This is a genomic window from Terrisporobacter petrolearius (assembly GCF_020748185.1).
Classification (GTDB): domain Bacteria; phylum Bacillota; class Clostridia; order Peptostreptococcales; family Peptostreptococcaceae; genus Terrisporobacter; species Terrisporobacter petrolearius.
On sequence record NZ_JAHZMO010000008.1, the window covers coordinates 83,601 to 106,250 of the forward strand.

Below are 22,650 nucleotides of genomic sequence, written 5' to 3' on the forward strand. Positions count from 1 at the left end.
CTAATTATTATATTTTAACTTACTCTCTTTGTATTATAAACTATAACTCTTGTCGAAATTAGCACTTTGTTGTCATAAGGAAAATTTTTATGTAATTTAATATCATATATTTTATATAAAATATATAATTCTTTTTATTTATACCAACTAGTGTTTTGTTTTATTGGTTGTAAGTATTTTCAAAATTATTATTGACTAATGTTCTATGTTTTTTATTATAGATATATAAAAGTATTGTTATATTAAATTTTTAGTGATTATGCAAAATCAGTGATACTACTAAAATTACACCTGCTATGCCAAGACATATTAAACTATAAGACATTAAGTTAGTTTTAAAATATACAAATGGATTTAGTGCATATATTGATTCTGGATTTATAATTTTACTATATATATCATCTTCATCTTCTAATATAAGTAGTCTTACTTTCACTTCCAATTCAGACAATAAGCCCTTACTTCCATTTTCTTTTGTATCTTCTATTAATTTTAACATTACTGCTTTCTTATCTAGTTTAAGATTATTATTTTCTTTTTTTAAGCTTGAGTCTATAACTTCTTTTACTGTTTCTTCTATAATTTGTTTTATTTGTGGATTTTTTGACTGTATAAATTTAAGTTCTTTTAAAGTTATTTTTTCTCCTTTTAATATGTTCTCTTTTATATATTCAAATTTTTTCAACTCTACTTCTTCATTTTTAATTGTTTGTTTAGAAGATTTTATAACTTCATTTATTATATCTTTTTTTAACTTTATTACTATTGTTTTTAGTGTATTTTCTTTATTACCTTGTTCTATGTTTTCACCTTTTTTTAATTTACTTATTTCTTTTGAAATTATTTCATCTAGTTCTTTACCTGATTTGCATTCTTTTATAATATTTTTCAACGATTCATATTCTCTTTTTATATCATTAGCCACATCTTTTGACTCTGGATATTTTTTATCTATAAATTCATTTTCTTCAGATGTTAAATTCTTACCTTTTATAAATTTCAATAAAATATTTTCTAGTTTTGATAAATCTTTTTTTATTTGTACTAAATACTTTTCAACCTGATTTATTGACTCTTCTTTTATTTTCCATTCGCTTTTTGTTATTTTGCAATCTTTAAATAATGTATGGTTTTTTACCTTTTCATTATTTATTAAATCATTAATATCTTTTTCTGTGTTTTGTATTTCACCTAATTTGCTCATCTTTATAAACATTTTTAGTTCATTTGATTCTTTATATGTTTTAGTAGCAAATTCCTTTAGTTGTGGATATTTCTTATTAATAAATTCCTTTTCTTTGGAAGTTAAAGACTCTCCTTTAACTATTTTTATAGCTATATTTTCAGCTTTAGCTATCATTTCTTTTATTTTAATTACCATTTCTTTATTAAGATTTTCTTGAACATCCTTTAAAGTATTGCTTCTTTCACCTTTTAATTCACCTGTATTTGCATTATTTAATTCTTTATTTTTGTATATATTATTTAACTCTAAATCATTATTACTTAAATTCAAATTATTTAATTTATTAATCATATGTAACTCCAAATTATTAACATCCGTATTTTGTATTTCATCTAATTTATTCACCTCTATAAAAACCCTTAATGCATTGGATTCTTTATGTGTTTTAGTAGCAAATTCTTTTAGCTGTGGATAGTTCTTATTTATAAACTCTTTTTCTTCGGAAGTTAAAGACTCTCCTTTAACTATTTTTATTGCTAGATTTTCATTTTTTGCTATCAATTCTTCTATTTTAATTACCATTTCTTTATTAAAATTTTCTTGAACATCTTTTAAAGGATTAATTAATTCGCCTGTATTGGTATTATTTAATTTATTAATCATATGTAACTCCATTTAATTTTTCATATTAATATACAGTCTTTATGTTTATTTATATTTTATATACGGATAAATTTTATTTTTCTAAAATTTAAAATTAATATATGTTTTATGTAATTGAATTGTACAATTAATTAATTTAAGTATGTGCTGTTAATGGATACATTTATCTGGGTATTTATTATTACAAATAGATAAAAATATAATAAATAATCTTAGTTTAAATTTTTATCATACTTATTTAAAGGAGAATATAAATAATGAAATATTTTATTGTAGAAGGTAATTTAAAAATTTCTGATCCAATAGATGATACTATAATGAAAGAACACATGGATTATTCAGGAAAAGCTATGAAGGAAGGTTCAATATTAATGACAGGACTTAAAAAAGATATGAGCGGTGTTATATTTATAATGAAGGCAGAAACTCCTGATAAAGTAGAGGAGTATTTATCTAATGAACCTTTAAAAATTCATGACATTCAAGAGTATAAGGTTACAGAATTCTCTCCTCACTACTTTAATGAATCACCTACAGAATGGTTTAGAATATAAAAATGCTGGGATGAATTCTTTTCATCCCAGCATAAATCAAATTTTAAAAACTTCATACAACTTAAGTTCAATCTTTATCTAAATATTCATTTCTAGTATTATACTTCTTATTTACATTTTTTTATAAGTTTAACAAATTATATGTGGATTTTTAGTGATAAATTATAGTTTACAACTGTGTAAAACACCTTCTACTAAATTATATGTTAAGTTAGCAATCTCCTGAGAAGATTCTACACATCCACCCTTCATCCATGATTTTAATATACCAATATATCCACTTTTAACAAAGGAATATACATAAGCAGGATGGTCCATTTTACCATCAAAATCTTGTCTAAGTTGATCCTTAATATGATCTTCAACTAGTTCCTCCAGTTTAAATAAGAAACTTATATCCCCATTTTGACTAAAAATGCATTGGCAAAAATCAACACTTTCATTTATCACATCACACATATCTTCAATAAATTCATGAGCTTCTTTGTAAAGATCATGAGTCTTATGATCCTTAATAATGTGTAATTCTAAGATACGCATGAATTCATTATAAAGCTCCCTTTCTAACTTTTCCAACATATCTGGTATATCACAGTAATAATTATAAAAAGTTGATCTGTTTAAGTCTGCAGCCAAAACCAATTCTTTTACTGTTATGTTATTTATTGGCTTTTCTTTCATTAAATTTATTAAACTCTGCTTTAATGATTCCTTTGACTTTCTAATTCTGCGGTCATTTTTTATATTCATAAATTTACTCCTTTCTTTAAAATAAACAACATTTTTTCGAAAAATGTCGTTTATCATACATTTTTATAATTTTTAATGATTGAATATTATTCCTTATAAAATTATAATTCATATTATAGCAAAAAACAACACCATGTTGTTTAATAAAAACTTAATATTGAGAAGGGTGATATATATGCTAAAAAAAGAATGGAAAGACTTATTCAAAAACAAATTTCTAATTGTGGCTCTTATTGCTATAATTGCAATCCCAACTATTTATTCAACTTTATTTTTAAGTTCCATGTGGGACCCTTATGGTAAAGTTAGCAATCTTCCTGTTGCTGTTGTAAATAATGATGATCCTATTGATTATGAGGATATGGAAGTAAATGTGGGTGAAAGACTTGTTGATAGTCTAAAAGATAATGACTCCTTAGCATTTAATTTTGTTGATGAAAAAGTAGCAATGGATGGTTTAGAAAATGGTACTTATTATATGGTAATTACTATACCTAAAAACTTTTCAAAAGATGCTACTACTTTATTAGATAAAAAGCCTAAAAAAATGGTATTAGAATATGCTACAAACCCAGGTAAAAACTATATCGCCAGTAAAATGAGTGAAACAGCTTTAACTAAAGTTCAAAATTCAATTTCTGAAAAGGTAACTGAAACTTATGCAGATGTGGTATTCGAACAGTTTGACACTGTAGGTGACGGACTTAAAGAAGCATCTGACGGTTCTTTAGAACTTAAAGACGGCTTAGGTGATTTAAAAGATGGTGGTGTAAAACTAAGTGATGGTTTAAACACTCTTTCTAATAGTATGTTAACATTTACTAATGGTACAAATACTTTATCACAAGGTTTAGATACTTATTTAGCAGGTGTAAAAACTTTAAATTCAGCTTCTGGGGAACTTGCAAATGGTGCTAATAAGTTGGCAGATGGTGCTAATCAGTTAAACTCTGCTGTTAAAGGAATCTCTATTCCAAATATATCTTTAAGTGAAGAGCAAAAAAACACTTTAAAAGACACAGCAGCTTCTGGTGTTTCTGGTTATTCTAAACAACTATCTTCTGGTATAGGTAGTGCAGTTAGCAATAAAGTAAGTAACACTTTAACTTCTGATAATACAGTTAAAGCAGTGTCTTCTGCAATACTTAGTGATAGTAAGATTGCTCAAATGGTGGGAGCACTTCAAGCAGCAGGCTATACTAAAGAGCAAGCCCAAGGCTTAGTTGTTGGAATAGTATCAAATACTTTAAAAGGTGTATCTTCTAATATTACTGCTGATTCTATAACAAGTGCAGTTTCTCCATCAGTATCTAGTACTATGAGCAAAATTGCAGCAGGTTCAGCTGAAAAAGGAGCCCAGGCAGTTGTAAAAGAGGTAAACTCAAATCTTTCTACTTATGAAGAAATGTTTACTACTTTAAAATCATCTACAAAAACTCTTTCAGATGGATTAAATACATTAAGTGCTGGTGCCAACGAATTAAAAGCTGGTTCAGACAAACTTGTAGCTAATAATCCTAAATTACAATCTGGTATGACATCACTTTCAGATGGTACAAATAAAATATCATCTGGTGTTAATGATCTAAAAAATGGATCTGTAAGTTTAAAAGATGGTTTAAAAACTGCTTATGATGGAAGTAATACTCTTCAAACAAGTTTAGCTGACGGAGCTAAATCTGTAAAAGATACTACTTCTACAATAAATGATGACACATTAAAAATGTTTGCATCGCCTGTAGACTCATCTAAAACTCAAATAACTAAAGTTGCAGATAATGGTCATGCCATGGCTGCATATATGATGGTTGTTGGTCTTTGGGTTGGATGTATGGGATTCTGTACAGTTTATCCTTTAACTAAAAATAGCTCAAAAATAAAATCAGGCTTTAGATTATGGTTAAGCAAAGCAAGTGTTATGTATCCTTCAATAATATTAGCTTCAATAGGAATGGTATCAGCTTTAAGCTTCTTCAATGGATTTAGCCCAGCTGATTTAAATAGCACTATATTAGTTGCAGTTGTTGCCGCAATAACCTTTATGAGTATTATATACTTCTTTAACGTGGCCTTTGGAGTAGTTGGTAAGTTCTTAGTTCTAATATTTATGGTTATTCAGTTATCTGGTTCTACAGGTACTTATCCTTTAGAATTATCAGGTGATTTTGTATCTAAAATAACGGATTATCTTCCATTTACTCATGTAGTTACTGCATTTAGAAGTACAATATCTGGAGGAACAAGTATAGAGGGTCATTTAATTTTCCTTGCTTCAATAGCTGTAGTAATGATGCTAATAACAATTGCATTCCTTGAATTTAAAGTAAGATATAAATCTAATAATAATATTATTACTGAAGATGATATGGACGACAAATTAGCAGTTTAATAAATAAAAATAAGGATTATGTTTATAAACATAATCCTTATTTTTATTTTTACTACTATAATGTTGATTTTGCTAATATTTCTTCTTTAAAGTTATCACTATTTATTGGCCACTTACCATATTTTCTTGCAGCCGCCATAAATGCATCTATATTTTCTATAGGAGAGTTAATAGGTATACCACATCCTGTGCTTAGTAAATATCCCTTTGGACTGTCATAACCATCTTCTATACATTTTTTTACACCTGCATAAACATCTTCTTTTGTCCCAAGCATCATTACTTCTACTGGATCCACATTCCCAACAATAGGAAGTCTGTCTCCCACAAGTTTTTTTGTATCAACTAAACTAACTCTATTATCTATACTTAGCATATTACAACCACTTTCCACCAAGTCTAGGGTCATATGTGAAGTTTCTCCACAAACATGATATGTAAGGGATTTTCCAAAACTATGTACATAATCTACTATTTCTTTTGTATATGGAAGAACAAACTCTCTATAAGTTTTCTTGTCTATTAGTGTACCTGAAGCTATTGGATCGCATAAAGATATTCCTGATCCTGCCTCTAAGAAATCTTTCATTACTATTTTAGTTGCATCTGTACTAAATCTTAATAATTCGTGAACTTTTTCCGGTTCTTTTCTTATAGATCTTAATAATTTTTCAACAGGATAAATACTCCCCGCTGCTGTTATTGGTCCATGAATACTTAAAGATGCTCCAACTTCATGCCCATATTTCTCCATACACATATGATAAGCATCATAATTTAATTGATACCATGGGTCATTTTTTCTTTCTATTTTTGATAAATCTAAAGAACTTAAATCTTTAAGATTTTTTAAATAATGATCTATTATGGCTGGTACTCCATCTTCTGGATCATTAGTTTTACTACCTAGTGCAATACCAACGCCATGAAGTCCATATTCTATAGAAATACTGTCATTTCCAAATCTCTCATAACAAGCTATTTGTGCCTGAGCTTGGTTTTTAGCACAGCTTCTTTTTTCTTTATGCGTAATTTTAGCTACTCTTCCTGATACTGATGTTACAAATGGTAATGCTGGTATTCTATCTATGGGTTTTCCACTAAAAAATCCTGCTAGTCTTTCCTTAGGAGTCATTTGATCATCTTTATGCATTGTAATACCCCCAATTTAATAAATTTATAATTAGTTAGATGGAAACTTTAAACAGCTAGAAAATAATCTTTCATAACCTTCTGATGCTCCAAGCTCCATATATTCCATATTTTTAGAAAGCAATTCCATATCTTTTTTAGCTTCCTTAGACATTAATGCCATATAAGCTCCTGTTTTTGAAGAATTACCTACATAAACTATTTTTCCTTTTACTTCCATTGGTAAAATCCCTGTTCCAACTAAACTGTCTACACTAACATGAGCTCCAAATTGACCTGCTATCATTACTTTTTTCAAATCTTTCATTTCAATATTAGCTTTTTTAAGTAGTGCATAAAAACCAGAAAGTATGGCTCCCTTGGCTAACTGAACTTGTCTAATATCACCCTGTGTAATTAAAAGTTTGTTTTTATTATCATCATATAAAATAAATTCTCTTTTTTTATTATTAATTTGTATTCTATTTAATCTGTAATCATCTTCTTCTAACTTTTCTAGCTTAATAAAAGCTCCATTATCTCTTACAATTCCTGTTTTTAATAGTTCTTTTACTACAGCTAAAATTCCACTTCCACATATGCCTATAGGTTTTTCTTCTCCTATAACTTTTATTGCCGTTTCTTCTTCATTAATAACTACATCTTCTATGGCTCCATTGGCTGCTCTCATTCCACAACTAATGTTCATTCCTTCTAGTGCTGGCCCTGCAGCACAAGAACAAGATAAAAGGTTTCCTTTATTTGATAGAACGATTTCACCGTTTGTTCCTATATCTATGAAAAGCACATTTTCATCTGCTTTATTTAATTCACATACATAAGCTCCTGCTACTATATCAGCTCCTATATATGCAGATACAGAAGGCAGGCAATAAAGTCTTGCTTTTTCACAAGCTAATAATCCTATATCTTTTGCCAAAATATTTTTAGAAGTAGTGAAAATAGGTGCAAATGGAGATTTCCCAATAGACTTAGCATCTATTCCAAGCAACATATGCATCATTGTACAGTTAGCTGCCACAGCAATTTCGTATATATATTTTTTATTTACATTTGCTTTTTCACATAATTTTTCTATCATTTCATTTATAGAAGTTACTATAGCCTTTTGTAAATTTTCAACTCCGTCTTCTTGGTTTTCCACTTCATATGTAATTCTAGTTAACACATCTAATCCATACTGTTTTTGCGAATTAATCATAGATTCAACACATATCTCTTCACCAGAATTTATATCTACTAAAGATGTAACTACTGTTGTTGTCCCTATATCCATAATCACTCCATATATTTTATCTCTTGTATCATTTTTTTCCAGATAAATTACTTCATCATTATTAAACACTGCTGTAATTTTTTCATCTTGTGGTTTTATTTTTTTTAACAATTTCCATTCTAATTTATCAGTATTTAATTGTCTCAAAATTTCATCTTCCAATGGTCTTTGATTTTCTAAAGTTGATTTTTCAAGAGTTATTAATTTTTTATGTATGGAAGGATTAACTTCAAACTTTGGCATATATCCACTGCTTAATACTCTATGTTTTCTCTCTTTTTGTAATAATTCTATTTTTATATCTTCTTTTGGTTTTACTAAACAAGATAGACGTATATTATCATTAATTTCTTCTTGTGATAAAAGTTTCTTCTCTGTTTCACTTAATTCTCCCAAATCTCCAGAAATAAGTTTAATTTTACATTTTCCACAAACACCTTTACCATTACAAGCATTATCAACAAATATATTTTCATCTAACAAAACATCCATCAATGTTTTATTTTCTTTTGCTTCTACGATTTTATTTTCTTTTTCTATGAAAACTTTACACATTTACCTTAATCCCCTCTGCGTTTAATGTACTTAGAATAGATTGTATATTTTTAAGTGGAGATTTTGTTCCAAGTCCACATGCTGGTGATATAATATTTGATCCATCTTTCACACATTTGTTAGTTAACAATGAAATTTTCTCTGGAGTCCCAAATTCCAATGTGTATGTACTTACATTTCCCATAAGAATTCTGTTTGGTAAATTAGCTCTAGCATTTTTCATGGAAACTACTGAGTCAAAACTAAGAGCATTACTTTGTATCATATTTACTTCTTTGTAAACACTTCTCATTTGACCACAAATATGTACAATAGTTCCTATTTTTTCTTCTTGCAAACTATGAATTATTTTATTTATATATTTAACTGCAAATTGTTCAAAATCTCTTGGTCCTAAAATTTCTCCACTTCCACTTGGATCAGAGATGGCAATTATATCTGCTCCTGCATCTATTTGAGCTCTAGCAAAATTAATGATTTCATCTGTAACAAATGTCATAAATTCATGAGCCTTTTTATTTTTCTTTCTTAATTCTTTGTAAAAAACAACAGGCTCCATAAGAGAACTAGCTGTACTTATAGGCCCTGTAATATTCCCTACTATAGGTACATCATCATTTTTTGATTTCAAAATTTTTATGGCATCTAATACTACCTTTGCTCTGCCTTCTTGTAGATTCATTTCTTTTAAATTTTCGTATTCATCCACACTATTTATGGCATATTCAATTACATGTGGTTCATATTCTTTTGTTCCTAAAGTAGCTTTAGCTCCCATAGCTTCAGCTTCTACAGTCATACAAAAAGGAACTCCATAATTTTCAAAACAACCACTTTCATAATTTGCACTGGCAAGTTCAGCCATTTTTTCTCCATTTAAGTGTGCCCCTGGCCAAAACACATTTGATCTATCCATTAAATCTGTTGTTATCATATTCATCATGCCACCTGGACATATGCAAGGCGGTCTATCAACTTCTTCATTATTAAATACTTTTATAATTCTCTCTTTTGGTGTAATCATTTTATCAACCTCATTTTAAATAGCATTTACTAAGTTTTTAGCATGTAGAAGTTCTTTGGCAACTTTTACTGCTTCAACTGCATTACTTGAATATCCATCTGCACCTATTTCTTTTGCATATTTTTGTGAAATAGGACTTCCTCCAACCATAACTGTAACATTATCTCTTATTCCTTCTTCATTTAACATGTCAATAACTGTTTTCATTCCACCCATAGTTGTTGTCATTAATGTTGACATACAAAGAAGTGATGCATTTGTTTCTTTTACTTTTTCAACAAAAGATTTTAAATTAACATCTCTTCCTAAATCATGCATTTCAAAACCAGCAGTTTCAAACATAATTCTAACTAAGTTTTTACCTATGTCATGTGTGTCTCCTTCAACAACGCCTATAACACCTTTTACTTTTGTACCTTCCTCTTGTTCTGGCAAATGAGGTCTTAAAACGTCTAGTCCTGCATACATAGCATCTGAACACAACAATACATCAGTTACAAAATATTCTTCTTCATCATAAAGCTTACTTGCTTCATTCATTCCCTCAACTAATCCATCCATTATTCCATCAAAAGCTGAATGTCCTTCATTTAAATATTCTTTGGCAACATCCACCACATCTTCGTCTTCCATTTCAACCACACACCCAGCTAATTTTTTTAAAAGTTCTTTTTTCGATGACATAATTGTCCCTCCTATTTTATTATTTTATATTAGTTTGATTCCCTTAATCTTACCTTCAGTCAATTTATAATTTATATTTTTAATACACATTTGACCTACTATTTTCGTTTTTCCTATAACTTCAATACAGCCCTCACCATATTTTATAGGTTTTGATAATTCAATATCGTATAAACTTGCTTTATTTGTTCCAAGAAGTGCAAATGTTGTTTTGGGACATAGCAATAATATGGTCTTATCATCTATAATCTTTTCAGCCTTTTTCAAGAAAGGATATGTAAACATTTCCACACTTTCTTTCATCATTTTCGGTCCAAGAATATTAACACCACCTGAAGAGTCAGCAAAACTAATTAAATTTGCACCTGCTCTTTGCCCTTCTTCTATAAAGTTAAGGATTTCATCTTGAAATTTATCAAATATTTGTTTCATCTTTTCTGGTTCTTTTCTAAAAATCTTAAATGCACGTGTAGCATCCATTAATACATTTAAGATTGTAAATGGTCCACTAACTTCTAAAACAACATTTTCTCCTTCACTTCTTAAACATGTGCAGGCCTTTAATACTTCTGATATTCTACCTTTAGTAAAATCAATACTTTTCAGATTTAATACATCATCAGCATTTTTGCACACATATTCCTTTGCCCTAGGTCCTATCTTTTCATCTCCATAATTGATAATTCCACCCATTGCTTCCCCTTCTACAGTGTGACAAAAGGGTAGTTCACAAAAGGCTGCATTATCATGTTTTTTTAGTTCTTTTGCTATTAGGCTCATTGTCTCCCAATGTTTATAGGCCTGGGGAAAACTTAATTTTAAATTTTTTGTCACTTCTTCATTTATCCCTGCAGAATTATTATAAGTACATTTAAAATCAATTATCTTCTCCATATATTTTTTAGACCTTTCTAAATATTTAATTCTTCACATTAATAAGAGTACCATATAAAAATAACTTATAAAAATTGATAATTTTTATAGTTTCATGTTCTTTATAAATAAAATCAATATATATGAAAATTATAAACAAAAATAGCCAATGACCTTAATCATTGACTTTTTTTATTTATATTATTTTTACTTCATTAATTGAGCTTCAAATTCAATTTCAATTTTTCTATATACTATATATACATATTGAGATTTTTATTTGGGGACCTTTTTACTAAAAATAACACACTTGCTCGATACTTCGAGATTTAAACATTTCCTCTATCAAATTAATTTGATCAGAGCTTACCTTTATAGCAGCATTGTTATTAGAAAACTTAGATTTTTTCTTAAGCTTTAACTCAAGAGTGTGACAAACCTTACCTTTCACATGTTCTTTAGTCCATCTATATCCACATACATTACTAAAAGGAATAAAGCTCATAAGCGTAAGTATACCATCTGTATATACAATATTATTACTGTTTTTAGGATTTAACACTGAGAATAAAATAACTGTAATAAAGTAACTCTTTGATAGTATCAATGTTCTTAAAGCCTCTTTTAAAATTTCATTTTTAGGTATTTCATTAAAGTCTATTAAAAATGCTGCTAAAGTTAAAATAATTGATCCCATAAGAAAATATTGTATGTATTTTGTCATTTGCTCATACCAAGTAGGCCTTTTATAGGACTGAATATAAAAAATCGGCTCCTTTTTAGAAAGTTCACAATCTTTTTTATGTGTTTTTATAAGGTCAAATATAAAATATCCATAACATAAAGTCATAACTATTACAAATGATGCAGATATAAAAACATTAGAATTACTTATATAGGTATCTACAATTTCAGCTCCAACATATAAAAGCAATGTTATACCTATGAGAAATGCTTTAAATAATCTTTTAGATTTATTAGATTCACTTTTATAAATTTCACTTAGAACATCAGGATCTCCCATTTGTTTTAATGCCATGTTTGTTGCTTCTTCATATTCCATACCTTCTTGTGTAAATTCTTCAATATAACTAGAAACATGATCTCTAAGTTCATCTTGTATATCTTTTGCTCTTTCTTCTGTGGAAATAAATTTACAAGTAGATTGTAAAAATTTTTCCACAGATTTATTTTGTGTATTCATTAATACTGTCCCCCTAATACTAAATTCATTGTTTTACTAAATATAACCCATTCATCTTTTCTATCTTTCAATTCCAAAAGTCCCTTTTTAGTAATTTTATAATATTTTCTACGTCTACCATTTTCCACATTCCAAAAAGATTCAATTAACTTACTTTTTTCAAGCTCATGTAATAGTGGATATAAAGTTCCCTCCTTAAAAAGAAATACTCCATTAGACTTATTTTCAATTTCTTTTATCATTCCATATCCATACATGGGCTCATTTTTTAATGCATCTAAAATTAATGTTACTGTACTACCTTTCATAAGCTCTTTATTCAAAACAACACCTTCTTTAATAATTTATTAAATCATACCTCGGATTTCTATGTATTATAAAGAAATTGTATTTCTATAGCCCTTATTAGTCAACTGTAAATTTTTACCAAAACAAAAAGTTACCTAGATATTAATCTAGGTAACTACACATTAAATTGATTTACTAACTTTTAGAGGATTCACTTTCAAGAAATAATCTAATATCCTTGAGTATATAGATGTGAAAATCATTCCTATAATTATAGATTTAACTCCATATACAATTAATCCAACAAACAACACTACCATGTTAATTTTACTTATTGTTTTAGCTATATTTATATTATTATTCTTCTTATGCATAATAAGTGCTATAACGTCTACTCCCACAGTTGATGCATTCACAATAATGCAACAATAATATCCCATTCCTATAAATATACATGCTAATATTAAATCTACTACTGTATTAACATGTAGTGAAAAAGGTAGAGAGTAAAATAATGAAAATAAGGTGATATAGAATAAGCTGCCAAATATAGACTTCGAAAAATTATCCTTACCTAAAAATATATAACATGTTATTAATAATAGTAAAGTTAATCCATTGCTCAAGTATAAAAGTGGCACTGATAGTAACTTATTTAATATCATAGAAATACTTGTAACTCCACCATTTATAATTTCATTAGGAACCATCCACTTTGAATAAGCTATTCCCATAAATATATTTCCTAATAAAATAATGGATATATCTTTACTATACTTTTTAATCCTATTTTTATCCATGTTATTCTCCCATATTTAAATTTCCAAACATATATATTATACATGAAATTTTAATGCAGAAGGCCATATTGGCTAAATATATCAATTCTAAAAATAAAACTTATCAATTATTTAATAATTTTTTATTTGCATTTACTTTTTTAAATATTCCCTTATTTCCTTTAAATAATTTTTTCTTATTATTAAGAAATAAATAATTAGAACTATAAAGAAACTTCCCATAACTATATATGCTGATGAAGCCACTTCCATATTAAAGGAATTTTTAACTGCCAAAAGGGCAAATGTTGAGTGCATTACAGCTATTACATAGGGTGCTAAAAACAATATTCCTATTTCTATTGTTGAAATTTTTCTTATTTCTTTATATGTTAGACCTATCTTATTAAGCTTCATATACTTTTCTTTGTCTTCCTGACAATCCATATAAATCTTGTTGTATAAAAAACTACTTGCTGTAACGAAAAATATTAACCCTATAAATATAGTTAAAAACAACAAGGTAGAAAAAATTGTTTTTCCATAATCAAGTACAAAAGATTTTGATAAAAATTTATACGTTCCATTATTTAATTCTTCTTTATTAGTGTTTTCAAAGTTTTTACATATATTCAAAGTTCTCATATAGTTTTGTGTATCAAAAGTAGTGAATTCATCTACTACACAGTTATTTGTTTCATCATATAAATCATCTTTAACCACGTATATATCATAATAAGCTGGCATAACAGACTTTTCTACTTGTGTAGCAACTTTTAAATCATTATCATCTACTACAACTTTTTTATTTACTTTTTTATTTTCTAATAAAGTTAGTGATATTGCTTCATTTTCTTTAAAGTTCACTGTTTGTTGATTTAATTTTTCGGCAAACTCTTTATACTTGGATTCTTTAATTATTTTAACCGATTTTTCTTTATCCTTTGAAAAAACTGTTTTTATCTCTCCACTTATTTTATAGTAAGGAATCTTTTCTTCTTTCAATGAATTTTCCAACAAATCAACTTTATCCATATAATCTTTTTTATCAAATTCATCCAAATTATCAAGCATACTTTTATTTGTTGCAAAATGTATTGCTTGAGGATAAGCCAACTCAACTTGTCTAGTTTGATCTTTCCAATAGGCATATACTGCACCTATGGCAGTAAATGCAACTGCAGAAGTTATACATATTAAGAAAAACATTCTTGTATTGTCTTTCATTTTATAATACAAATTTGATACGCATAACATATTAGTATTTTTCTTATAAAATTTTTTATTATTTTTTATAGTTTTTATAATAAATACACTAAGTTGAGAAAACAATAAATATGTTGCTATAATAGTCATAAAAGTTACTGGTGCTATGGTATTTACCAATTGTATTTTTGTAACTGTCACCGCTTTATAATATGACCATACAAAAAGAGCTATACACAATATAACAAGTAATATAGAAAACTTTGGCTCTGGTCTTTGAGTTTCGCTCCCCTTTAACAATTTTAAAACTTTATCTTCTTTTACTACAAAAGAAATAAACAAAGATATTAATAGTGAAAGTAGCATAAAGTAAATTATGGTTGCTATCATTGACATTGCTGGAATATAAAACTTTAGTGGCTCTATTCCCAGTAAATTTGATATGGCTATTAAAATTATCTTAGAAAAAATCAGTCCTACTGCTACACCAAGAGTAGATGATAATGCATTTATAATAAAGTTTTCTATAAAAATCATCTTTTGAACTTGTTTACTTGATATTCCCAAACTGTATAATATGCCAAACTCTTTACTTCTACCTTTCAAAAAAACACTTACTGAATAAAACACAAAGAAAAATAAAAACACATATACAATAATCGAGCATACTTTAATTGTTAACAGTAAATAATCATCAAATGTTGAAGTGTCTAAATTGTGATGATTTATAAACATATTAAAGGAAAATAATAAAGCTGAAGATATTAAAATGCTAAAGAAATATCCTAAATAAGACTTAGTGTTTCTCTTTACATTTTTATATGCAAATTGGGCAAAGTTCATTATTTAGTACCTCCCAATAAAGAAAGTACATCTATTATTTCTTGATAAAATTGAATTCTATTTTCACCTTTATAAATTTCGTTGTAAATCTCTCCATCTTTTATAAACAGTATTCTATTACAATAGCTAGCTGCTAAAGGATCATGAGTAACCATCATAGTAGTTACTTTTTCTTCCTTATTTATTTTCTCCAAATACTCCATTACATCTCTTGCTGATGTGGAATCAAGATTTCCCGTTGGTTCATCTGCCAGTACTAAAGTAGGATTATTAATTAATGCCCTTCCTATGGCAGTTCTTTGAGCCTGTCCTCCAGAAACTTCATAAGTCCTTTTATCTAATAAGTTTTCAATTCCCAATATTTTAGAAACTTTATTTAATCTATTTTCTTGTTCTTTTAAATCTACATTGTCTAGGGTTAAAGGTAAAATCATATTTTCACCAATTGTTAATGTATTTAATAAATTAAAATCTTGAAATACAAATCCAAGTTCTCTTCTTCTAAATAAAGCTAGGTCATCACCTTTTAGGTTTAAAATATTTTCTCCTCTTAATGTTATTGTTCCTGATGTTGGTTTATCAATAGTTGAGATAAGATTTAAAAGTGTAGTTTTTCCACTACCACTCGGCCCCATTATACCCACAAACTCTCCATCCTCAATAGCAAAACTTATGTTATTTAGTGCTGTTGAAATTACTTTTTTACCATATACTTTTTTTAAATTTTTTATATTTAATATTTCCATCATTCTTCTTCCTTTCTAAATTAATTGATTTTTCTTATATACCAATTTTAATTTAGATTTAAATATGTAACTATCTGCAAACCTTTCAAGAGTATTACATTCATGTAAGGTTTGTATATTTTAAAAGTCAGTAGTTCATTTACCACTGACTTATCATTTCTTAAATAATATGGATACTTTCGTTCCTTTTTTCTCTTGGGATTTTATTTCTATATTATGTCCTAAATTATCACAAACTGTTTTTGATATGTAAAGTCCCATACCTGTGGACTCTCCATATTTACGTCCATTTTCACCTGTAAAAAATAAATCAAAAACTCTTTTTATATCCTTCTTACAAATTCCTACTCCCTCATCAATTATATTTAATGAAATATATTTTTCATTTTCTTCATAATCTATAGTTATATATTTTCCATAACCTTTTGAGTATTTTACTCCATTTATAATAATTTGTTTTATTACAAATTTTATCCACTTCTTGTCAGTGTATACTTTTATGTTCTTGTTCAGATTCACCTTAGGCATTATTTTATTTTTTATAAATAACCTTTTTTCTTCATTTACAATTTCCATGATTTCATCATATAAATTAACTTGTTCAATTACAAAATCTTTTTCAAATTCATCTAGTCGTGCAAAGTACATTGCCATATTTAATCCTTTGTCTAATTTATCTACTTCCTGCATAATTTCTGCCTGAATTTCCTCTCCTTCATAATCTTGAAGTTGAAGATTTATTACAGATAAGGGAGTTTTCATTTGATGTATCCAGTGATTTATAAAAGTTAAATGTTCCTCATGTTTTTTCCTTTGCTCTTCTAAAGAATTTATGTATAATTCATATTGATTTTCTAAAATTAATGATAGATTTTTACCTAAGTCAGATCTTCCAAGGTCCACAAAAGACTCGTCTAAAGTATTTATTTTTTTTTCAAAAAAGTTATATATTTTTTTAGAGTTTAAGTATTTGTATATTATAAAACAACTTATTATAAAAGTGTTAAACAATAATATATATATAGTTTCACTAAAATTTATATATTTCATCATATTACAATAAAAAAGCGTAATTATAAGTCCTAAATAATAAACAAAAACATATGCCTTATATTCTCTTATAAATAATTTCATATTCTTACCTACCAAGTTTTATTTAATTTGTATCCAACACCTCTAACTGTTTGAACTCCATCGTCTATTCCCAAATCATAAAGTCTTTTTCTTATCCTACTTACATTCACATTTAGTGTATTTTCTTCTACAAATTCAATATCATCCCATATTTTTTCCAATAAATAGTCTCTACTCACTACCTTTGGATATTTTTTCATAAGACATTCCAAAAGTATTCCTTCCTTTTTAGTTATAACTAAATCTTTACTCTTATACTTTAGTTCTAATCTTTCTGGGTAAAATTTCAATCCATCAAGTTCTACAATTCGCTCATCCAACTTTGGAGAGTACTCACCATATGCTCTTCTTATATAACTTTTTATTTTTGCAATTACCACATCATAATAAAATGGCTTAGTTATATAATCATCTGCACCGCTTTCCAAAGCCCTAATTTGATCCATTCCACTGTCCCTTGCTGATATGAAAATTATTGGTACATTTGATTTTTGTCTTATCTTTGTACACCAATAAAAACCATCAAACTTTGGTAAGTTAACATCTAATAATACTACACTTGGAGTAAGCTCATCAAACTCTTCCATAATATTATTAAAGTTTTCAACTATTACCGCCTCGAAGCCATATTTATTCATGTAATCTTTTAATAAGGTGCTAATTGATATGTCGTCTTCCACAATATAAATTATATTATTCATATTACACCTCCTCCAGTATTCATCTTACAAATAGTTATTTATATTTATCATAAATATAACATTTACTCTATGATTTTATCAATAAAACATCCAATAATAATATTATTAACTTTAAGAAAAGTGTTGCCCACTGTTTCAAGCAACTGTCTAGTTACTAAATTTAGGCAACACTTATACTAAAATAAGTAGTAATAAATTAATAATATACATCCTAAGACTATTCTATACCACCCAAAAACTTTAAAGTCATGCTTTTTAATATATTCCATAAGAAACTTTATAACAAATAAAGATACTATAAATGATATTATTATCCCAACTATTAAAACAGCTCCCTCCAAACTTGTAAATACAACACCAAATTTAATTAACTTTAATAAGCTGGCACCTAACATCACTGGTATGGCTAAAAAGAAAGTAAACTCCGCAGCCACCTCTCTGGAAACTCCCAATAATAACGCTCCTACTATAGTTGCTCCTGAACGTGATGTTCCTGGAAATACTGCGGCTATTAGTTGAAAAACGCCTATAATTATAGCCATTTTAATACTTAAATTATTTATATTATCCACCTTTGGATTCTTACCTTTATTATAATTTTCTATTACTATAAATAAAACACCAAAGACTATTAAAACTAGGGATACACTTTTAAAATTATAAAATAGCTCATTTATTTTATCATCCCACAGTATGCCTACAATTGCTGCAGGCACACAAGCTATAAAAATTTTCACCCACATAATAAAAATATCTTTTTTTACTATTTCTTTATCTTTAAAATCAAAGGGGAATATTCTTTCCCAATACAAAACTACTACTGCCATAATGACCCCCAGCTGTATTACTACAAAATACATTTCTTTAAAAGCCTCTGACATATTTAGTTGTAAAAATTGATCTACTAAGATCATATGACCTGTACTACTTATAGGAAGCCACTCTGTAATTCCTTCAATTATACCTAAAATTATAGATTTTAAAATTTCTATCAATTCCATAAATGCTACCTCACTTTAAAATAAATTTGATTATACTAGAACTTTATTATTTATTTTACATTTAAGCTATCTGCAAACCTTACATAAAGATTACATCTGTGTAATAAAAAAGTACTAAGTTTAAATTGCATAAGCGAATTCACCCTAGTACTTTAATTTTTTTATTTAATTTTGTGCTTATGATATATATCTAAAATTCTTCAACTTTTAAATATTCATATCTTTTCTATTATAAATTAAGTAAGTGCTTACAATGGACACAATCATTATACAAATACCTATTATAACATATTTCATTTCAAATCCATTTTTTAAAAGGTCTCCTGGTGCATAATAATCAAAAGGTGAAAAATACTTAAGAAACTCAAAATCTTCTTTTAATTTACCTATTATTCCGAATAAATAAGAAACAAAGAATATTCCAATTGATATAGGAATTCCTCCTTTATCTGACTTAGCTAAAGCAGATATGAACATTCCTATAAACATAAATACAAGGCCTAAAATAAACATTCCCATATATACTATTTTAATATTTATCAAAAGATCCATAAGTTCCACATTATCTGGTTTTACTGCCATACAAACAAAAATATTAGTCGCACCTATAATGACTATATAAAGAAAATAAATTGAAATTATTGATAATAACTTATAACTTACGATTTTGCTTCTTTTTATTGGTTTTGAATATAAAAATTCTATTGTCCCCTGACTTTCTTCTTTTATAAGAGAGTTAACGCCTAAAATTGCTCCATAGACAGCACTTGCCATTGCAATATATTGAATAACATATGCCATATAATTAAATATATCTGAAAAATCTGTTCCTGTATCTATATTAAATGCCTTTAACATATCGACAGATAAGCCACTCATCTTATCATTTACCAACTGTTGCATTCCCATATCGGCCATACTTGGAAACAACGACATAAATAAAGCTATCATCATACCACAAACTACTGACCAAATAATACATGACTTTAATAGTCTTTTAAACTCAAATTTAAATATGTTCATTATTTATCTTCCTCCTTATTTTCATAATAATTTAAGAAAGTATCTTCTAGGTCTTCTTTTTCTATTAATAATTCATCAATAGTATATTTGCTTAATTCTTTAACTAGAGAGTTTGTATCTTTGTAATAAAGAAAGACAAATGAGTTATTGTTTGACTTATTTAAAACCTTTCCACCTAAGTTTAGTATTATTTCTTCATTAATATCCTTACTGCTTAATGTAACTTTTAGCCCTAGAGTCTTTGTAGCCTTTTCAAGTTCAATTACATCTATTATTTTTCCCTCTTTTATTACTGCTACCCTATCACATAAACTTTGCACTTCGTTTAAATTGTGTGATGATAAGAAAACAGTATTTCCTTTTTCCTTCTCTTTAACTAATATATTAAATAACTTTTTTTGCATTAGAGGATCTAGACCATTAGTAGGCTCATCTAAAATTAAAAGTTTTGGATTTTGAACTAATGCTTGAGCAATTGCTACTTTTTTCTTGTTTCCCAAACTAAGTTCTTCCATTTTCTTCTCCATATCTAATTCTAAATCTGTACATATTTGTGATAATTCTTCATCACTAACATTTGGATAAAAACTTTGAGCATATTTCATTATATCCTTTACTTTAACTGTGTCATAATATTTAACTTCACTAGGCACATATCCTATGCTTTCTTTTATTTTGCAATTATCTTTTACAATATCCATTCCAAATATGGTTGCACTTCCACCAGTTGGATATATGAAGTTTAGTAATGTCTTTATTGTAGTAGATTTTCCTGCACCATTTGGTCCAATAAATCCGTAAATTTCTCCTTCATGTACACTTATATTAATATTTTCAATTCCTCTGTTTTTCTTATACGATTTTGTTAGATTCTTAGTTTCAATTATCTTCACTGCAAATCCCTCACTTTTATTTTATTTTATAATACTAGTATAGAGTTAGTTGCCTAAGCTTTCAAACATTTTATTCTAATATATAAAAAGATTTACTAAGTCTTATAACCTAGTAAATCTTTTTAACTTGATTAAATCTAAATGGATTTAACCTAATTGCATTGTTATATAAAAATGGATACGATTTATTTAAATACTTTAAGTAATCAACCCATTGCATAGCAATATTTTTATAAACTCTTAAAATATCTTTTTCTAAATGACTAATATCTAATTGACTATTTTTATCATTTTTATAAAAAATAATTTCATCTCTTAAATGAATTACGGACATAAGTAAGTCTGTAAAAATTTCATGTTCCGTTATATTTTCATTACTTATTAAATTCACTAACAAATTGCTATTTTCCAATAAAACATCCTTTATTTCATCCAGATCTATCTCTTTCATATCAATATTATAATCATGTTTTTCCACTTGATTTTTTACTTCATCTAAATTATTAAAAGAAGTTATGGAATTTTTGCCCAACTTATCTGCTTTTATAATTAGACGCATCAATTTGTATCCTACCTCAGTAAAAAATAGTCCAATTAACATACTCAACTTTTCCATTCTTTCTTGCTTTGCTTTATAATCTATTAATCTTTCCAATATTAATGTAACAACTAAACTGTTTACAGGAATAAAGCATAAATTCATTAATGAATAATATGCTGTGTTTACAGCTTGGCCAAATACTAAGTAATGTATCAGAAACATAATAGCAGATAAACCTACTAATATTAGTGATACTACAATATAATATTTTTTATTCTTCATTTTTCTCCTCCTAATTTTACCAATATCTTGATTATTATATCATAGGAAAAAATTTTTGACTTATTATATTTTTCATATGCATCACTTATATTTATTATCCTAGTAAAACATCATTCATATCGTAGAGCCCATTTTCTGCATTTACAATAAACTTAGCTGCCATAACAGCGCCTTTGGCAAATATCATGTTTGATCCAGCTTTATGTTTTATTTCTAGTACTTCATCATCTCCTGCAAAGATCACATCGTTGTCTCCTATAATTGTTCCACCTCTTATAGTATGTATACCTAGTTCATTTTCTTGTCTTTTCGCATTTTTTCCATGTCTTCCGTAAATATTTGTAAGTTCATTTCTTACTTCTTTAATAGCATCTGCTGTCATAAAAGCCGTTCCACATGGGCAATCTTCTTTTCTATTGTGGTGTTTTTCTATTATTTCTATATCAAATCCATCTAATAATCTAGTGGCTGTTTTTACTAATTGAAGCATTGCAGTTATACCAATTGATGTATTTGAAGATTTAAATACTGGTATTAATTTTGATACTTCTTTAACTTTCTCATTTTGTTCATCACTGTGAGCTGTAGTACCTATAATTACTGGTGTTTTAGTACTTACACCATAGTCTAAAATTTCTTCTAGTCTAGATGCTTTCGAAAAATCTATTATTGCATCTGCTTTTCCTTCTATATCGCTAAACTTTGGATATATTTTAAAATCTACGTCTTTTAAATCATGATCTGAAACTGCACAAAATACTTCTACTCCCTCAGTTTCATTTATACATTTTACTATTTCTCTTCCTGTATTTCCAAGGCCACTTACTATTATTTTTATCATCACAAAATCTCCCCTGTACAATAATATGTATTTACACTATAATGGTAATTTATTTGATACAT

21 protein-coding genes are annotated in these 22,650 nt (G+C 27.4%); 2 read left to right on the forward strand and 19 right to left on the reverse strand.

Annotated elements, in window-relative coordinates; translation table 11 throughout:
• Nucleotides 1-250: 250 nt before the first annotated feature.
• A complete protein-coding gene (locus K0040_RS07015) occupies nt 251-1,849 on the reverse strand; it encodes a hypothetical protein (RefSeq protein WP_228108212.1) in 1,599 nt (532 codons plus the stop codon).
• 257 nt (nt 1,850-2,106) lie between these two features.
• On the opposite strand from K0040_RS07015, the gene K0040_RS07020 reads away from it, so the two are divergent.
• Entirely contained in the window at nt 2,107-2,403 is a 297-nt protein-coding gene (locus tag K0040_RS07020) for a YciI family protein (protein ID WP_228108213.1), read from the forward strand.
• 162 nt (nt 2,404-2,565) lie between these two features.
• Here K0040_RS07020 and K0040_RS07025 read toward each other — a convergent pair whose 3' ends face one another.
• On the reverse strand, nt 2,566-3,153 hold the full coding sequence (locus K0040_RS07025) for a TetR/AcrR family transcriptional regulator (protein WP_228108214.1): 588 nt from the start codon (nt 3,151-3,153) through the stop codon (nt 2,566-2,568).
• Nucleotides 3,154-3,328: 175 nt separating this feature from the next.
• Here K0040_RS07025 and K0040_RS07030 point away from each other — a divergent pair, with 175 nt between their 5' ends.
• Nucleotides 3,329-5,542 carry a YhgE/Pip domain-containing protein gene (locus K0040_RS07030; RefSeq protein ID WP_228108215.1) on the forward strand — a complete coding sequence of 738 codons (2,214 nt, stop codon included), beginning with the start codon at nt 3,329-3,331 and terminating at the stop codon, nt 5,540-5,542.
• Nucleotides 5,543-5,597: 55 nt separating this feature from the next.
• On the opposite strand, the gene K0040_RS07035 is transcribed toward K0040_RS07030, so the two are convergent.
• The 17 genes from K0040_RS07035 to dapB all read right to left on the reverse strand — a co-directional run bounded on the left by K0040_RS07035 (nt 5,598) and on the right by dapB (nt 22,588).
• Entirely contained in the window at nt 5,598-6,695 is a 1,098-nt protein-coding gene (locus K0040_RS07035; protein ID WP_228108216.1) for a uroporphyrinogen decarboxylase family protein, read from the reverse strand.
• A 30-nt stretch (nt 6,696-6,725) separates the two neighbouring features.
• Complete coding sequence (locus tag K0040_RS07040) at nt 6,726-8,525, reverse strand: ASKHA domain-containing protein (protein ID WP_228108217.1); 1,800 nt, start codon at nt 8,523-8,525, stop codon at nt 6,726-6,728.
• The gene (locus K0040_RS07045) at nt 8,518-9,549 is read right to left on the reverse strand and encodes a methylcobamide:CoM methyltransferase MtbA (protein WP_228108218.1); all 1,032 of its coding nucleotides are present in this window, start codon (nt 9,547-9,549) and stop codon (nt 8,518-8,520) included. Before K0040_RS07045 ends, K0040_RS07040 begins: the two co-directional genes overlap by 8 nt.
• Before the next feature lie 15 nt (nt 9,550-9,564).
• On the reverse strand, nt 9,565-10,233 hold the full coding sequence (locus tag K0040_RS07050) for a corrinoid protein (protein WP_228108219.1): 669 nt from the start codon (nt 10,231-10,233) through the stop codon (nt 9,565-9,567).
• A gap of 24 nt (nt 10,234-10,257) precedes the next feature.
• Nucleotides 10,258-11,127 (reverse strand): uroporphyrinogen decarboxylase family protein, encoded by an 870-nt coding sequence (locus K0040_RS07055; protein WP_228108220.1) that lies wholly within the window; start codon nt 11,125-11,127, stop codon nt 10,258-10,260.
• Nucleotides 11,128-11,401: 274 nt separating this feature from the next.
• On the reverse strand, nt 11,402-12,310 hold the full coding sequence (locus tag K0040_RS07060) for a permease prefix domain 1-containing protein (RefSeq protein ID WP_228108221.1): 909 nt from the start codon (nt 12,308-12,310) through the stop codon (nt 11,402-11,404).
• The gene (locus K0040_RS07065; protein WP_033316522.1) at nt 12,310-12,618 is read right to left on the reverse strand and encodes a PadR family transcriptional regulator; all 309 of its coding nucleotides are present in this window, start codon (nt 12,616-12,618) and stop codon (nt 12,310-12,312) included. The genes K0040_RS07060 and K0040_RS07065 overlap by 1 nt, the downstream gene beginning before the upstream one ends.
• 162 nt (nt 12,619-12,780) lie before the next feature.
• A complete protein-coding gene (locus K0040_RS07070; protein WP_074915866.1) occupies nt 12,781-13,398 on the reverse strand; it encodes a YitT family protein in 618 nt (205 codons plus the stop codon).
• A 132-nt stretch (nt 13,399-13,530) separates the two neighbouring features.
• The gene (locus K0040_RS07075; protein ID WP_228108222.1) at nt 13,531-15,426 is read right to left on the reverse strand and encodes an FtsX-like permease family protein; all 1,896 of its coding nucleotides are present in this window, start codon (nt 15,424-15,426) and stop codon (nt 13,531-13,533) included.
• Entirely contained in the window at nt 15,426-16,172 is a 747-nt protein-coding gene (locus K0040_RS07080) for an ABC transporter ATP-binding protein (RefSeq protein ID WP_272491580.1), read from the reverse strand. Before K0040_RS07080 ends, K0040_RS07075 begins: the two co-directional genes overlap by 1 nt.
• A gap of 153 nt (nt 16,173-16,325) precedes the next feature.
• The gene (locus tag K0040_RS07085; RefSeq protein WP_228108224.1) at nt 16,326-17,306 is read right to left on the reverse strand and encodes a sensor histidine kinase; all 981 of its coding nucleotides are present in this window, start codon (nt 17,304-17,306) and stop codon (nt 16,326-16,328) included.
• Between the two features lie 8 nt (nt 17,307-17,314).
• Nucleotides 17,315-18,007, reverse strand: a complete 693-nt coding sequence (locus tag K0040_RS07090; RefSeq protein ID WP_228108225.1) for a response regulator transcription factor — start codon at nt 18,005-18,007, stop codon at nt 17,315-17,317.
• A 176-nt stretch (nt 18,008-18,183) separates the two neighbouring features.
• Nucleotides 18,184-19,008 carry an undecaprenyl-diphosphate phosphatase gene (locus K0040_RS07095; protein ID WP_228108226.1) on the reverse strand — a complete coding sequence of 275 codons (825 nt, stop codon included), beginning with the start codon at nt 19,006-19,008 and terminating at the stop codon, nt 18,184-18,186.
• A 207-nt stretch (nt 19,009-19,215) separates the two neighbouring features.
• Nucleotides 19,216-20,031 (reverse strand): ABC transporter permease subunit, encoded by an 816-nt coding sequence (locus K0040_RS07100; protein WP_228108227.1) that lies wholly within the window; start codon nt 20,029-20,031, stop codon nt 19,216-19,218.
• Nucleotides 20,031-20,924 carry an ABC transporter ATP-binding protein gene (locus K0040_RS07105; RefSeq protein ID WP_228108228.1) on the reverse strand — a complete coding sequence of 298 codons (894 nt, stop codon included), beginning with the start codon at nt 20,922-20,924 and terminating at the stop codon, nt 20,031-20,033. The genes K0040_RS07100 and K0040_RS07105 overlap by 1 nt, the downstream gene beginning before the upstream one ends.
• A gap of 109 nt (nt 20,925-21,033) precedes the next feature.
• Nucleotides 21,034-21,747, reverse strand: a complete 714-nt coding sequence (locus tag K0040_RS07110) for an MJ1433 family protein (RefSeq protein WP_228108229.1) — start codon at nt 21,745-21,747, stop codon at nt 21,034-21,036.
• A gap of 94 nt (nt 21,748-21,841) precedes the next feature.
• Nucleotides 21,842-22,588 carry a 4-hydroxy-tetrahydrodipicolinate reductase gene (gene dapB, locus K0040_RS07115; RefSeq protein WP_228108230.1) on the reverse strand — a complete coding sequence of 249 codons (747 nt, stop codon included), beginning with the start codon at nt 22,586-22,588 and terminating at the stop codon, nt 21,842-21,844.
• Between the last annotated feature and the right edge of the window lie 62 nt (nt 22,589-22,650).